Source organism: [Clostridium] celerecrescens 18A (assembly GCF_002797975.1).
Taxonomy (GTDB): Bacteria; Bacillota; Clostridia; order Lachnospirales; family Lachnospiraceae; genus Lacrimispora; species Lacrimispora celerecrescens.
The window spans coordinates 36159-49436 of the sequence record NZ_PGET01000001.1; the positions used below are offsets into that span (position 1 = coordinate 36159).

Sequence of the window (13278 nt, forward strand, 5' to 3'; positions counted from 1 at the left end):
AATCATGAAATGGCGGTCAAAACCTGACCGCCATTTTCAAAATTTGTTTCATATGGTTTCAAATACGGACGGAGGTATCACTTATGCTCAAAAAAAGTTATAGACGTAAGAAAAGCCTGATCGCTTATTCTTTTATTCTGCCGAATTTCATAGGCTATTTTATTTTGACTTTTATCCCGATCATTCTGACTTTTGTTATGAGTTTATGTGAATGGAATTTTGGTCAGACTGTGAATTTTGTTGGTTTCAAGAATTTTATACAGATGTTCACGAAGGATTCCCAGTTTTCTTTGGTTCTTATAAATACCATTTATTATACAGTAGTTACAGTCCCTGTAACTATGCTGTTTTCTTTGCTTCTGGCCATGCTCATGAATTCCAATCTGAAAGGAAGGGTGTTTTTCCGCTCTGTCCTTTTCTTCCCTTATGTGGCTTCCTTAGTGGCGATCGCTATCGTGTGGATGGCTCTGTTTTCCCCGCAGTCCGGTCCGGTCAACTCGGTGCTTCGCTCCATAGGAATTGCGAATCCACCGCGCTGGGCGGCGGATAAACACTGGGCTATGCCTACGATCATCGGTCTTACGGTCTGGAAGGGCGTGGGATATTATATGATCGTTTACCTTGCGGCTTTGCAGGGCGTCCCCGGGGAACTTTACGAGGCGGCCAGAATTGATGGAGCTTCCGGATTCCAGCAGTTTACGAACATTACCTGGCCTACGGTCACTCCCACGACATTCTTTGTCGTTATGATGTTAACTATTTCCACCTTTAAATCATACGACATTATGTATATCACGACTCAGGGCGGTCCCGGAACGGCGACAAAGGTCCTGGCCTATCACATATACAACAAAGCGTTTAAAGATAACGCATTCGGATATGCTTCCGCACTTTCCATCGTTCTGTTTCTGATCGTGCTTGCCTTTACCCTGCTGCAATTTAAGGTAGAGAAAAGGTTCACCAACGACTTATAGGAGGTGGGATTATGAAAAAAAACGCAGGTATGATAAAACTGATCATAATCTATGGCCTTATGATATTCTGTGCCCTCATAATGCTTACGCCTTTTGCCTGGATGATATCTGCTTCTTTAAAGCTGGAAAAAGACGTATTTGCTTATCCGATTAAATGGATACCGAGAAATCCCGTATGGTCGAACTATACCGTGATCTGGGAAAAATTTCCTCTGTCCATAGGCTTTATTAATTCCTTTAAACTTACTTTTGCTACGATGGTTTTGCAGATCACAACATCTTCAGCTGCAGCTTACGCGTTTGCAAAACTTGATTTTAAGGGGCGGAACACACTTTTTATGGCTTATGTTACTACAATTGCGATCCCGTGGCAGGTCTATATGGTTCCGCAATACATCATGATGAGTAAATTTCACCTGGTAGACAGCCATATCGGAATTATATTGATGCATGCGTTTACGGCCATGGGAGTTTTCCTGATCCGGCAGTTTTATATGGGGATCCCCAATGAGCTTTTAGAGGCAGCCAGAATCGACGGTCTTAGTGAATACGGAATTTTAGCCCGGATCATGCTTCCTCTTTCGAAACCTGCAATTGCTACCATGGCAATTACTTCTTTTGTTTTTGAATGGAATGACTTTATGGGACCGCTCATTTATTTAAGTACGACCGAGAAAAAGACGATACAACTTATGATAAGGCTCTTTAACACGATGTACTCCACAAATTACGCCTGGATGATGGCGGCAGCGGTGATAGCGCTTATTCCGGTGTTTATTATTTTTATTGCGCTGCAGAAGTATTTTGTGCAGGGGGTTGCTACCAGCGGGCTGAAGGGCTAGGAGAAAGGAGAAAAATATGAAATATTCTGTATTTACCGTAGGACTTCCTGAAATGACAATAGAGGAAGCTCTTAAAAAAATGAAAGAGTATGGCTATGACGGTGTGGATTTCAGGGTAACGGAAATGAAAGAGGAGTTTGCCAGGGAACTACCGTCTTTCTGGAGAAATAATTACTGCACCGTGGATATAAACACGGTGGAAGAAAAGGCGGAGGAGTTAAAGGCTTTGGCTGACAAATACGGTTTAGAGGTCAATGCCCTTGCTTCTTATCTTACCTGTACGGATGATATTGATAAAATCGCCTCCGTAATGAGGGCTGCAAAAAAGATGGGAGCTGGGAGGATCCGTGTGAACGCCCCTAAATATGATTCTGAAAAGGGCTATAAAAAGGTGTTTGAAGAAGCACGCCAGGGCTTTCAGAGAGTGGAAGAAAAAGCAAGGGAAACAGGAATTAAAGCACATTTTGAAATGCACCATGGAACAATTACTCCTTCCGCGTCAGCGGCTTACGCGCTTGCTAAAAACTTTGATCCAAAATATATCGGCGTTATCTATGATACAGGGAATATCATATACGAAGGTCTGGAAGAATATCAGATGGCTCTGGAAATCCTGGGGGAATACTTAGATCATGTCCATATTAAAAACGCCTGCTGGCTGAAAAAGGGAGAGAAATACGGAGCAGACTGGGCGTCCTTTTCCGATGGATATGCGGATTTTCCAAAATTTTTTAAAGCTTTACATGCCGTAGGCTATGACGGTTATGTGACTTTTGAGGATTTTTCAGGAAAAGAAACCTCGGATGAGAAGCTTAAGAACAATCTTATTTTCATAAAAGAGATCATCGGCCGATGAAGAAAAAAAAGGATGAAGTTTTATGAAATTTGAAGTTGTAAATCCGAATTATGAGCAAAGCCCTTTCAGCGGAATGGACCGGAGTCATTGGATAGAGGCGGGAAAGTTTCTTCTTGGAGGGCTGTTTTCCCATATAAAATCCATGGACGATCCGGTATCTCCCCCAAGAAACGAAGAAAAAATAAGCTATCCGTTTCCCGGCGATCAGAGGGGGCGCATTGGTGCGGCACGATTTGAAGGCCTGGCGAGATCCTTCAGTATGGCAGCACCTCTGATACTGGAAGAAGAAAACCTGACCCTGAACGGAATCAATGTACGTGATTACTACGCATATCAAATTGTTCGGGGAATGACTTCGGGTGCTGAAACAGGGTTTGGGACTTTGAACGAACTTATAGAAGAAAAGGCTGGCCCGGGCCCTTTTCAGCAAACCGTGGAATGCGGGATCATGGGGATGAACCTCCTCATTTCCAAACCTGTGATATGGGATCGGTTTACGCAGGATGAAAAGGAGGTTGTGGCAGGATTCTTGTCCGAATATGGGCATTATCGGACCCATGATTCCAACTGGAGATTTTTTAATTTACTGGCACTTACGTTTTTGAAACTAGAAGGCTATGAGGTGGATGAAGTATTATATAAAGACCATCTGGAGTATCTGCTCTCTTTGTATGCGGGCGAAGGCTGGTATAGGGACGGAAATCTCTTTGATTATTACAGTGCCTGGGAATTTATATTGGATGCCTCGATTTGGTGTAAATATTACGGTTACAAATACGAAAAGGAAGCAGCAGCTGTATTTGAAAATAATATCGGTTTATTTTTATCATCTTATTGGAGAATGTTCAGTGAAAAGGGCGAAAGCATCCTTTGGGGACGGAGCGGAATCTACCGATTTTGTGCGTCGTCCGCCCTTTGTGCAGGGGGGTTTTTAAAGAATTATAACGGTTCTTCTGAATTTAATTTTTCTTCTGCCCGCCGTCTTATGTCCGGAAATCTTCTGCAATTTATCACGAAAGAAGAAATGTTTGTAAATTCGGTTCCCTGTCTTGGCTATTATGGTCCGTTTTTACCTATGGTGCAGTCTTATTCCTGTGTGAGCAGTCCCTTTTGGTGCAGCAAAGCCTTTTTGTGCCTGATCCTTGAGAAAGAACATCCTTTCTGGACTGAAAAAGAAGAGAATCCCTGGAATCAGACAAAGGACTTTGTATGTACGCTGGGGGCGCCGGGCATCCGGTTTGTGAATCACAAGGAAAGCGGCATTACGGAAATTAAAACGGCTAAATTTATGTTTGATGAGTCGTCAGATTATCTTCCCGCCTATGCAAGAGTTGCATTTTCTTCTGCGCTTCCATGGGAGAAGATGACAAAAACCCCGGCGGAAGCGATGGCATATAAATTAAATGGAAAGAAAGTGCCCACATCCTTTGCTTTCTGCAAAGATGAGAAGGGTATTTTGTACCGGTCAGCTTTTTTTGAAATTATGAAAAGCAGGGCAAAAAAAGTCGATATGGCCGATATAGAAGTTCCTTTCGGTACGCTTCGGGTGGACAGGGTTAGGATAAATGACAGGCCTTTTACATTGACTCTAGGGCATTTCGGACTTCCCGTAGAAGATGGGGTTTTGGAAGTGAAGGAAGGAATCGTTGAATATGAAAAGCAAAGCCTTCCTTACATAATTGCAAAAACAAAAAATTATCAGACAGCAATTGTTTTATATTCGGGATGGCAGAAACTTTCCTATTGTATCAGGGAGGAGGTCAATGCGGTGTCAAAAGAATCCTGCCTCTTATATGCTTCATATACAAGAGAAAAATTCTATGATAAATCAGAATACCTAATCGCTTTGTATCTGACCAAAGCCGCGGATTCAGAGTTTAGCCTGGAGGAATTATCGGCATTTGGCGGAAGAGAAAGGGTTGACTTTACAGGGATCGACGGGTTTGTATGCTTTTAGGCGAATAGGACTATATGAGTATAGGAACTTAATATTTAATGTATAAAAAATGAGCTTTGACATGGTTTTAAGACCAATCAAAGCTCATTTTTACACACTTATTTGCAGCAGTTCTTTTTATATCACAGATTAAATTTCGTTTATTCTTCTCTTTACGTAGGTTGTATGAAGCAGGTGATGAGCCTTTTCACTTCCCGGCTCTCCAAGGTAGGTCTCATAAAGTTCCTTGATTGCAGGGTTCTCGTGAGACTTACGAATGGTCTTTGCAGCATCTACATCATAAAGGACCTTAGCACGCAGGCCGCGGATATCCGTTGTATTGTGTACAAAGCCAGGCTGCTGAGGCTGTCCGCCGCCGTTTACACATCCGCCGGGGCATCCCATGATCTCGATGAAGTGATAATTTGCCTCTCCGGATTTTACCCGGTTAAGTAATTCTCTTGCATTGCCGAGACCGGAAGCGACTGCAACATTTACATCCATATCACCTACACGGTAGGTAGCTTCCTTAATTCCCTCTGTTCCACGGACATCGGTGAAGTCAGGCCTTTCAAGTTCTTCCCCGGTCAGGCTTTCTACAGCAGTTCTTAAGGCTGCTTCCATAACGCCACCAGTAGCTCCGAAGATAACAGCTGCTCCGGTACCAAGGCCTAATGGTGTGTCAAAATCTTCGTCAGGAAGCTCTGTGAACCGGATTCCTGCCTGCTTGATCATTCTGGCCAGTTCTCTGGTAGTCATGGAATAATCTACGTCAGGAGAACCGTTGGCATCCTGGTCATCTCTTCCGATTTCGAATTTCTTAGCGGTACATGGCATCACGCTGACGGATACAATATCCTCTGGCTTCAGACCCATCTTTTCTGCATAGTAGGATTTGGCAATGGCGCCGAACATCTGCTGCGGGGATTTGCAGGAGGATAAATTCTCTGTCATATCCGGGAAGTAGTGTTCACAGTATTTGATCCATCCTGGGGAACAGGAGGTGATTAATGGAAGAACGCCGCCGTTTTGCACGCGGTCAATGAATTCATGTGCTTCTTCCATAATGGTTAAATCGGCGCTGAAGTTGGTATCAAATACCTTGTCAAAGCCCAGTCTTCTTAAAGCGGCAACCATCTGGCCTTCCACATTGGTTCCGATGGAATAACCGAATTCTTCTCCCAGGGCTGCACGTACAGCCGGAGCGGTCTGGACGATCACATGCTTTGCCGGATCTGCAATGGCAGCAGCCACTTCGTCAATGCTGCTCTTCTCATAGAGAGCGCCGGTAGGACAGACAGCGATACACTGTCCGCAGGATACACAGCTTGTTTCACCAAGTCCCTTGTCAAAGGCAGAGCCGATGACGGTGGCGAATCCACGTTCATTCGGTCCGATCACGCCGATTCCCTGAACTTTTTCACAAACAGCAGAACAGCGGCGGCAAAGGATACATTTGCTGTTATCCCGTACCATATGCGCTGCACTTTCATCTGGGGTAGAAGGTGTTTTTGCTCCATCGTAATAATCATCCACATCAACTCCCAGTTCCTTACATAAGGTCTGTAATTCGCAGTTTCCGCTGCGGACGCAGGAGAGACAGGAACGGTCGTGATTGGAAAGGATCAGCTGAAGCGTTTTCTTTCTGTAATCACGAAGCTTCGGTGTATTGGTCTTTACTTCCATGCCCGGATTAATGGGGTAAACGCAGGAAGCAGCCATTTTGCCGCCGTTGATCTCTACGGTACAGATACGGCAGGCAGCGATTTCATTCATATCTTTTAAAAAGCATAAAGTCGGTATCTCAACATGGGCCAGTCTGGCAGCTTCCAGGATGGTGGAGCCTGCCGGAGCGCTTACGTCCATGCCATTGATTTTTATTGTGATATTCTCCATGATCCAATTTCCCTCCATTATTTCTTGTAAACAGCGTCAAACTTACATTTCTCCATACATACGCCGCACTTGATACACTTCTCAGGATCAATGACATGTGGGTTCTTAACGGAACCGGAGATAGCGTTAACCGGGCAGTTTCTTGCACAAAGGGTACAGCCCTTACATTTCTCTGCATCAATGTGGTAGGAGAGCAGCGCTTTGCACACACCAGACGGACATGTCTTATCGACAATATGGGCATTGTATTCGTCGCGGAAGAACTTAAGGGTTGACAGAACCGGGTTTGGTGCTGTCTGTCCAAGGCCGCAGGCAGAGTTTTCTTTTACGTAGTAGCACAACTCTTCCAGACGGTCTAAATCTTCCAGCTTTGCCTGTCCCTTGGTGATCTTATCGAGGATCTCCAGCATACGCTTTGTTCCGATACGGCATGGCGTACATTTTCCGCAGGATTCTTCTACGGTGAATTCCAGGAAGAATTTTGCGATATCAACCATACAGTCGGTTTCATCCATAACGATCAGACCGCCGGAACCCATCATGGAGCCGATTGCAATCAGGTTGTCGTAATCAATAGGAATATCGTAATGTTCTACAGGAATACAACCGCCGGATGGTCCGCCGGTCTGGGCAGCCTTGAACTTTTTGCCGTTTGGAATGCCGCCGCCGATTTCTTCGATGATTTCACGGAGGGTAGTTCCCATAGGAACTTCTACCAGTCCGGTGTTATGGATTTTTCCGCCTAAAGCGAATACCTTTGTTCCCTTGGATTTCTCAGTACCCATGGAAGCAAACCATTCGGATCCGTTTAAGATGATCTGCGGGATATTTGCATAAGTTTCAACATTATTTAAGATGGTTGGCTTGCCGAATAAACCTTTCTGTGCCGGGAACGGAGGACGTGGTCTTGGCTCTCCGCGGTTGCCTTCGATGGAAACCATAAGTGCGGTCTCTTCGCCGCAAACGAATGCACCAGCACCCAAACGAAGGTCAATGTTAAAGGAGAAACCGGATCCAAAGATATCATCGCCTAAAAGCTCCATCTCTTTGGCCTGGTTAATGGCGATCTTTAAACGCTGTACGGCGATGGGATACTCTGCACGAACGTAGATGTAACCCTGGGAAGCGCCGATGGCATAGCCGGCAATGGTCATGGCCTCCAAAAGAGCATGAGGATCACCCTCTAATACGGAACGGTCCATAAATGCGCCTGGGTCGCCTTCGTCTGCGTTACAACAGACATACTTCTGATCTGCGTCGTTTTGCTTGGCCAGCTTCCATTTGAGGCCGGTTGGGAATCCTGCGCCGCCTCGTCCTCTTAATCCGCTGTCTAAGAGAGTCTGGATCACTTCGTCGGGAGTCATTTCAGTAAGAACCTTACCAAGAGCCTGATATCCGCCGGTACCAATGTATTCTTCAATTTCTTCCGGATTGATGACACCACAGTTGCGCAGAGCGATCCTGTGCTGTTTTTTATAGAAATCGGTATCACTTAAGGCTTTGATACCTGCCGGGGTCACAGTCTCATCATAAAGCAGTCTTTCCACCGGACGTCCTTTTAATAAGTGCTCGGTTACAATTTCGGAAATATCTTCTTCCTTTACCATTGCATAGAAGGTGGCATCCGGGTAAATGATCATAATCGGGCCTAATGCACAAAGGCCGTGGCAGCCGGTCTGTACAACGGATACTTCCTGATCCAGACCCTGATTCTTTAATTCATCTCTTAATTTTACCATAATCTGCTGGCTTCCAGAGGAAGTACATCCTGTGCCGCCGCAAACTAATACATGTGAACGATACATCTTATTTCCTCCTTATTTGATGTCAGCAGAAGCTAACGTATAGTTTTGAACAACGTGGCCACTCAGTAAATGCTCTTTGTAAACTTCTTCTGCTTTTTCCGGGGTCATATTGATATAAGTAACTTTTTCTTTACCGGGTTCCAGAATTTCAACGATCGGTTCATATTGACATAAACCGATGCATCCGGTCTGGGTAACAGAAAAACGATCTGTCATATTGTTTTCCTGAACCAGGTTTGATAATGTATTAAGTACAGGTCTTGCTCCGCTGGCTATTCCGCATGTAGCCATGCCGACCAGAATCCGGGTACGTCCGTGATCTTCGCCACGCATGCTGACTTGACCCTGCATCTTTTCCCGAATTGCTTTTAATTCTTCAAGAGTCTTCATGTTAATCCTCCAATTCAACTTTGATCCGACGGACCTAAATGGCCGCGCCTCCATCTGTTTCCAATTTGTTTTCACTGAGATATTCCTTAATATAAGCCGATACCTCCGGGGTATCAAAGGGGATATCCCCTAAAATTTCGCGGAACGCTCTGGTATCCAGCTCAAACGACGCTTGGTTGTAACGATAGATATAGAGAAAGTCTGTGTCCGGATGACAGGTGATAAGGGTTTCAATGGTACTGTTTATATCACCAAGGGGCATACGGTCGATATGGGATAGCCCGAAAACAGCGGTTACTGCCGTGCCGGTCCCCAACTCTGACTCGATGGAAAAACTTCCGCCTGTGCTTTCCGCCGCATATTTGAAAAACGGAACGCCAAGGCCCACTTTTCTGGTTCCTCTGGTGGTAAAGAAGGGATCGGTCACTTGAAGTGCCTGTTCCTTTGTCATGCCGCAGCCGTTGTCCTCAATGGTAACAATCAGTTTGTCTGCAGCCGTTTCGACGGAAACAAGAATGGTAACCAGGGTAGCCCCTGCCCGCGTGGAGTTTTCTGCCACATCCAGGATATTTAAAGAAATCTCTGTCATCATAAGCGTGACTTTCTATTCGTACTTTGCAAGTATGTCATGAACATCATCAGTGGTCAGCCTACCGTAAACATCCCCGTTCACCATCATGACGGGAGCCAGGCCGCAAGCACCTACGCAGCGGCAGGAATCAAGGGAGAACTTTCCATCCGGTGTACATTCGCCGTTGGTAATCCCAAGGATTTCCTCAAGCTTATGGAAGATGTCTCCGGAACCTTTAACATAGCAAGCAGTTCCTAGACAGACAGATACCTGGTACTTGCCCTTTGGCTGAAGTGCGAACTGGGCATAAAAAGTTGCAACGCCATAAATCTTCTCAAGGGGAATACCCGTTTCATCAGAAATTATGGTCTGGACTTCGATTGGAAGATAGCCGTAAATCTCCTGTGCCTTTTGCATGATAGGCATGAGAGATCCTTTTGTGTCTTTGAGCAGGGCGATTGCTTCCTTTAAAGCAGCTTCCTGCTCCTTGGTCCCGTTAAATTGGACGCCTTGTGTTTTACAAGCCATTTTATAACCTCCTTATATGTTGCTTATGCAATGTACATGATATTTTAACATGTTATGAATGAAAAATCTATAGTTTCGGCAACTTTCGATAAAAAAATAACAATCCTTCCGTGGAATCTTTCTATACCTGGCGCCCTATTTATGTTATAATAGTTAATAATGATACGAATTGTATGAATAGTGCGAATCAAGTTGCCCAAAAGCTGGCAGGAAGAAGGAAAGGGGAGCATCAATATGACAGTAAGAGATGTAAGAGATAAACTGGGTGCCAAGGTGCTTGCAGGAGAGGACCACCTGGATGAGGAGGTAAAGAGTGCCTGCGGTTCTGATATGATGAGCGATGTGCTGGCGTTCTCCAAGGATCACTCGGTCCTTCTTACGGGACTTTGCAACCCCCAGGTAATCCGTACGGCGGAGATGCTTGATATAGTCTGTATCGTATTTGTCAGAGGCAAAAAACCGGATGAGTCCATGCTTTTGATGGCAGAGGAGCGGGGAATCATTATCCTGTCCACCGGGCATCGAATGTTCTCGGCCTGCGGCCTGCTTTATGAGGCAGGACTTCACGGAGGTGCGATCTGATGACGGATATGATAACGTTTCACTACAGGATTTCACCTGATGATTTTACAAGAGCAGGGGAAGCCAGCAGTGATGTGAAGAGCAAGCTGAAAAAGATGGGGGTCACCCCGGAAGCGGTGCGCAAGGTGGCCATTGCCATGTATGAAGGGGAGATCAATATGGTGATCCACGCGCAGGGGGGAGAGATAACCGTTAACATAACTACGGACAGGATCGAGATGATCCTGGCTGATGTGGGTCCGGGAATACCAGATGTCGGTCTGGCCATGCAGGCGGGATATTCCACTGCGCCGGATGCAGTGCGTTCCCTGGGCTTTGGAGCAGGAATGGGGCTTCCGAATATGAAAAAGTATTCGGATGAGATGGAGATCGATACGGTAATAGGAAAAGGAACGACCATTCGTATGATGGTGAATATATAAGAAGCTGGGCGATCATGTGGAAATGGGGGAATAAGGTGGATAAATTTTATCATTCAGTAAGGCTTGATGAAGAGCTTTGCATGGGGTGTATCAATTGTATCAAACGGTGCCCTACTCAGGCCATCAGGGTGAGAAACGGTAAGGCACAGATCAACAGTAAATTCTGCATTGACTGCGGGGAGTGCATCCGGGTATGCCCTCATCATGCAAAACATGCCACATATGACAAGATGGAGGTTTTGAAACAATATGAATATACGGTAGCATTGCCGCCGCCATCCCTGTACAGCCAGTTTAACAATCTGGATGATGTGAATATTGTCTTAAATGCTCTTCTTATGATGGGGTTTGATGATGTATTTGAAGTAAGCGCGGCAGCGGAGCTGGTAAGCGAGGCTACCAGGGAATATTTAAGTGAAAATCCGGACAAACTTCCGGCCATCAGCACCGCCTGCCCTTCCGTGGTGCGACTTATAAGGGTCAAGTTCCCGAACTTAATCCCAAACCTTCTGCCATTAAATCCTCCGGTGGAGGTGGCAGCCATCCTTGCCGCCCAAAAGGCAATGGAAAAAACCGGACTTGATAGAGATAAGATCGGGATCATATTCATCTCCCCCTGTCCGTCCAAGGTGACCTATGTGAAATCGCCTCTGGGAACGGAACACAGTGAAGTGGATAAGGTGCTTGCAATAAAGGATTTGTATCCCCGGCTTTTATCCTGTATGAAAGCGGTGGGAGATGATCCGCCTGAAATTGGGACTTCAGGTAAGATCGGAGTCAGCTGGGGGCGCAGCGGAGGAGAGGCGAGCGGCTTGTTTACCGAGGATTACCTGGCAGCAGATGGCATTGAAAATGTCATAAGGGTTCTGGAGGATATGGAAGACCAGAAATTTACGAACCTGAAATTTGTGGAGCTCAGCGCCTGCAACGGCGGCTGTGTGGGCGGTGTGCTCACGGTAGAAAATCCATATGTAGCGGAGGTAAAACTGAAACGGCTTCGTAAGTACATGCCTGTAGCAAGGAGCCATATGCAGGCAGGAGCCGAAGAACTGGTAAAATGGACGAAGGAGGTTCATTATGAGCCGGTGTTTAATTTGGGCGAAACCATGATGGAAAGCTTTGCAAGGCTTAATCAGGTAGAGCGGCTTTTAAAGAAGCTTCCCGGCTTAGACTGCGGTTCCTGCGGTGCGCCTACCTGCAAGGCCCTGGCCGAGGATATTGTGCGTGGAGAAGCGGTGGAATCGGACTGCGTTTATTTCCTCAGGGACAATGTGCATAAGCTGGCGGAGGAAGTTTCCAGACTGGCGTCTGATATCGTGGAAGGCGACAGAGACAGCTATGAGAAATTCAAGGTCATGACAAAATATATCGAAAGAATTTCTGATGAAATGACTCAGCTTGACAGAAAAGAAGGGAGGAAGCGTAATGACAGTAAGGGAACTGATTGACAGCAATTTATTTGAAATAATTAATGTTGGAGAAGAGCTTGACCGTGAAATTAAAAAGCCGTTTTGCTGTGATTTATTGAGTATTGCAATGGGAAGAGCGGCAGAGGGGTGCGCATGGGTAACGGTGATGGGAAATGTAAACACTCTTGCGGTAGCCTCACTTGCCGACGCTGCCTGCGTTGTTATGGCAGAGGGAACTGCTCTTGACGAAGCGGCTGTGAAAAAGGCGGCAGACCAGGAGATCACGGTTTTGAAAACAGAGCTGCCTATCTTTGAGGCCGCCCTGCTGATCTATCAAAGGCTGCCTCATGATGAACTTAACTTATGACCTTCACATCCATTCCTGCTTATCACCGTGCGGGGATGATGATATGACACCGGCAAATATTGTGGGGATGGCTGCCTTAAAAGGGCTTGACGTGATTGCGGTGACGGATCACAATTCCTGTAAAAATTGTCCGGCTGTGTTACATTTTGCAAAGGAATATGGGATCGTTGCTTTGCCGGGAATGGAAGTCTGTACATCGGAGGAGGTACATGCAGTATGCCTGTTTGACCATCTTGATAAGGCTATGGAGTTTGATGAGTATGTGTATGAACGGTTGTTGGCATTTCCAAATAATGAGGAAATATTTGGAAAGCAGCAGATATATAATAAGGAAGATGTCCTAAGCGGAACAGTGCCAAATCTTCTCATTAACAGCGTGGACATTTCTTTTGACCAGTTGTGGGGCCTGGTCCGGTCCTATGGAGGCGTCATGTTCCCGGCTCATATCGATAAGTCTGCCAACAGCCTGCTCTCAAATTTAGGCTTTGTGCCTCCTGACAGTCAGTTTAAAACGGCGGAGGTAAAGGACCTTACAAGGCTTCATGAGCTAAGAAAAAAGAACCCTTATCTGGAGGGCTGCCGGATCATCAGCAATTCCGATGCACATTATCTGGAGGACATTCATGAGCCAAGGTTAACGATTGAAGCAGAGGAAAAAAGCATGGCTGCTGTGGTCCGTGCGCTTCTGCACCACTAGGAC

General features: G+C 45.8%; 14 protein-coding genes. 9 read left to right on the forward strand and 5 right to left on the reverse strand.

All coding sequences use genetic code 11. The annotated features are described in order from the left end of the window. Positions 1-83 precede the first annotated feature (83 nt). Genes H171_RS00195 through H171_RS00210 form a run of 4 tightly spaced genes read left to right on the forward strand, consistent with a single transcriptional unit; the run spans position 84 to position 4629 of the window. Positions 84-974: a carbohydrate ABC transporter permease gene (locus H171_RS00195; protein WP_100303348.1), complete on the forward strand. Its 891-nt coding sequence runs from the start codon at positions 84-86 to the stop codon at positions 972-974. 11 nt (positions 975-985) lie between these two features. Next, on the forward strand, positions 986-1816 hold the full coding sequence (locus tag H171_RS00200) for a carbohydrate ABC transporter permease (RefSeq protein ID WP_100303349.1): 831 nt from the start codon (positions 986-988) through the stop codon (positions 1814-1816). Between the two features lie 16 nt (positions 1817-1832). Then, a complete protein-coding gene (locus H171_RS00205; protein WP_100303350.1) occupies positions 1833-2672 on the forward strand; it encodes a sugar phosphate isomerase/epimerase family protein in 840 nt (279 codons plus the stop codon). Between the two features lie 22 nt (positions 2673-2694). After that, on the forward strand, positions 2695-4629 hold the full coding sequence (locus H171_RS00210) for a DUF2264 domain-containing protein (protein WP_100303351.1): 1935 nt from the start codon (positions 2695-2697) through the stop codon (positions 4627-4629). Between the two features lie 129 nt (positions 4630-4758). Here the strand turns inward: H171_RS00210 and H171_RS00215 are convergent, their stop codons facing one another. Genes H171_RS00215 through H171_RS00235 form a run of 5 tightly spaced genes read right to left on the reverse strand, consistent with a single transcriptional unit; the run spans position 4759 to position 9798 of the window. Then, entirely contained in the window at positions 4759-6504 is a 1746-nt protein-coding gene (locus H171_RS00215; protein WP_100307361.1) for an NADH-dependent [FeFe] hydrogenase, group A6, read from the reverse strand. A 17-nt stretch (positions 6505-6521) separates the two neighbouring features. Beyond that, entirely contained in the window at positions 6522-8309 is a 1788-nt protein-coding gene (gene nuoF, locus H171_RS00220) for an NADH-quinone oxidoreductase subunit NuoF (protein ID WP_100303352.1), read from the reverse strand. Between the two features lie 12 nt (positions 8310-8321). Further along, positions 8322-8699, reverse strand: coding sequence for a (2Fe-2S) ferredoxin domain-containing protein (locus H171_RS00225; protein WP_025234797.1), 378 nt, complete (start codon positions 8697-8699; stop codon positions 8322-8324). A gap of 34 nt (positions 8700-8733) precedes the next feature. Continuing rightward, on the reverse strand, positions 8734-9291 hold the full coding sequence (locus H171_RS00230) for an ATP-binding protein (protein WP_100303353.1): 558 nt from the start codon (positions 9289-9291) through the stop codon (positions 8734-8736). Positions 9292-9303: 12 nt separating this feature from the next. After that, positions 9304-9798, reverse strand: coding sequence for an NADH-quinone oxidoreductase subunit NuoE family protein (locus H171_RS00235; protein WP_100303354.1), 495 nt, complete (start codon positions 9796-9798; stop codon positions 9304-9306). A gap of 234 nt (positions 9799-10032) precedes the next feature. On the opposite strand from H171_RS00235, the gene H171_RS00240 reads away from it, so the two are divergent. From H171_RS00240 to H171_RS00260, 5 genes are read left to right on the forward strand one after another with little or no spacing between them, the layout of a single operon-like run. Next, the gene (locus H171_RS00240) at positions 10033-10380 is read left to right on the forward strand and encodes a DRTGG domain-containing protein (protein WP_025234794.1); all 348 of its coding nucleotides are present in this window, start codon (positions 10033-10035) and stop codon (positions 10378-10380) included. Next, the gene (locus tag H171_RS00245; RefSeq protein ID WP_054791100.1) at positions 10380-10802 is read left to right on the forward strand and encodes an ATP-binding protein; all 423 of its coding nucleotides are present in this window, start codon (positions 10380-10382) and stop codon (positions 10800-10802) included. Before H171_RS00240 ends, H171_RS00245 begins: the two co-directional genes overlap by 1 nt. A 35-nt stretch (positions 10803-10837) precedes the next feature. Next, on the forward strand, positions 10838-12250 hold the full coding sequence (locus H171_RS00250) for a [Fe-Fe] hydrogenase large subunit C-terminal domain-containing protein (RefSeq protein ID WP_100307362.1): 1413 nt from the start codon (positions 10838-10840) through the stop codon (positions 12248-12250). Continuing rightward, positions 12228-12578 (forward strand): hypothetical protein, encoded by a 351-nt coding sequence (locus H171_RS00255; RefSeq protein ID WP_100303355.1) that lies wholly within the window; start codon positions 12228-12230, stop codon positions 12576-12578. The genes H171_RS00250 and H171_RS00255 overlap by 23 nt, the downstream gene beginning before the upstream one ends. Next, a complete protein-coding gene (locus H171_RS00260; RefSeq protein WP_100303356.1) occupies positions 12559-13275 on the forward strand; it encodes a PHP domain-containing protein in 717 nt (238 codons plus the stop codon). The genes H171_RS00255 and H171_RS00260 overlap by 20 nt, the downstream gene beginning before the upstream one ends. The last annotated feature ends 3 nt before the right edge of the window (positions 13276-13278 follow it).

Coding starts and splice junctions, on each gene's coding strand:
- H171_RS00195 (WP_100303348.1), top strand. CDS start 84: ATGCTCAAAAAAAGTTATAGACGTAAGAAAAGCCTGATCGCTTATTCT.
- H171_RS00200 (WP_100303349.1), top strand. CDS start 986: ATGAAAAAAAACGCAGGTATGATAAAACTGATCATAATCTATGGCCTT.
- H171_RS00205 (WP_100303350.1), top strand. CDS start 1,833: ATGAAATATTCTGTATTTACCGTAGGACTTCCTGAAATGACAATAGAG.
- H171_RS00210 (WP_100303351.1), top strand. CDS start 2,695: ATGAAATTTGAAGTTGTAAATCCGAATTATGAGCAAAGCCCTTTCAGC.
- H171_RS00215 (WP_100307361.1), bottom strand. CDS start 6,504: ATGGAGAATATCACAATAAAAATCAATGGCATGGACGTAAGCGCTCCG.
- nuoF (WP_100303352.1), bottom strand. CDS start 8,309: ATGTATCGTTCACATGTATTAGTTTGCGGCGGCACAGGATGTACTTCC.
- H171_RS00225 (WP_025234797.1), bottom strand. CDS start 8,699: ATGAAGACTCTTGAAGAATTAAAAGCAATTCGGGAAAAGATGCAGGGT.
- H171_RS00230 (WP_100303353.1), bottom strand. CDS start 9,291: ATGATGACAGAGATTTCTTTAAATATCCTGGATGTGGCAGAAAACTCC.
- H171_RS00235 (WP_100303354.1), bottom strand. CDS start 9,798: ATGGCTTGTAAAACACAAGGCGTCCAATTTAACGGGACCAAGGAGCAG.
- H171_RS00240 (WP_025234794.1), top strand. CDS start 10,033: ATGACAGTAAGAGATGTAAGAGATAAACTGGGTGCCAAGGTGCTTGCA.
- H171_RS00245 (WP_054791100.1), top strand. CDS start 10,380: ATGACGGATATGATAACGTTTCACTACAGGATTTCACCTGATGATTTT.
- H171_RS00255 (WP_100303355.1), top strand. CDS start 12,228: ATGACAGTAAGGGAACTGATTGACAGCAATTTATTTGAAATAATTAAT.
- H171_RS00260 (WP_100303356.1), top strand. CDS start 12,559: ATGATGAACTTAACTTATGACCTTCACATCCATTCCTGCTTATCACCG.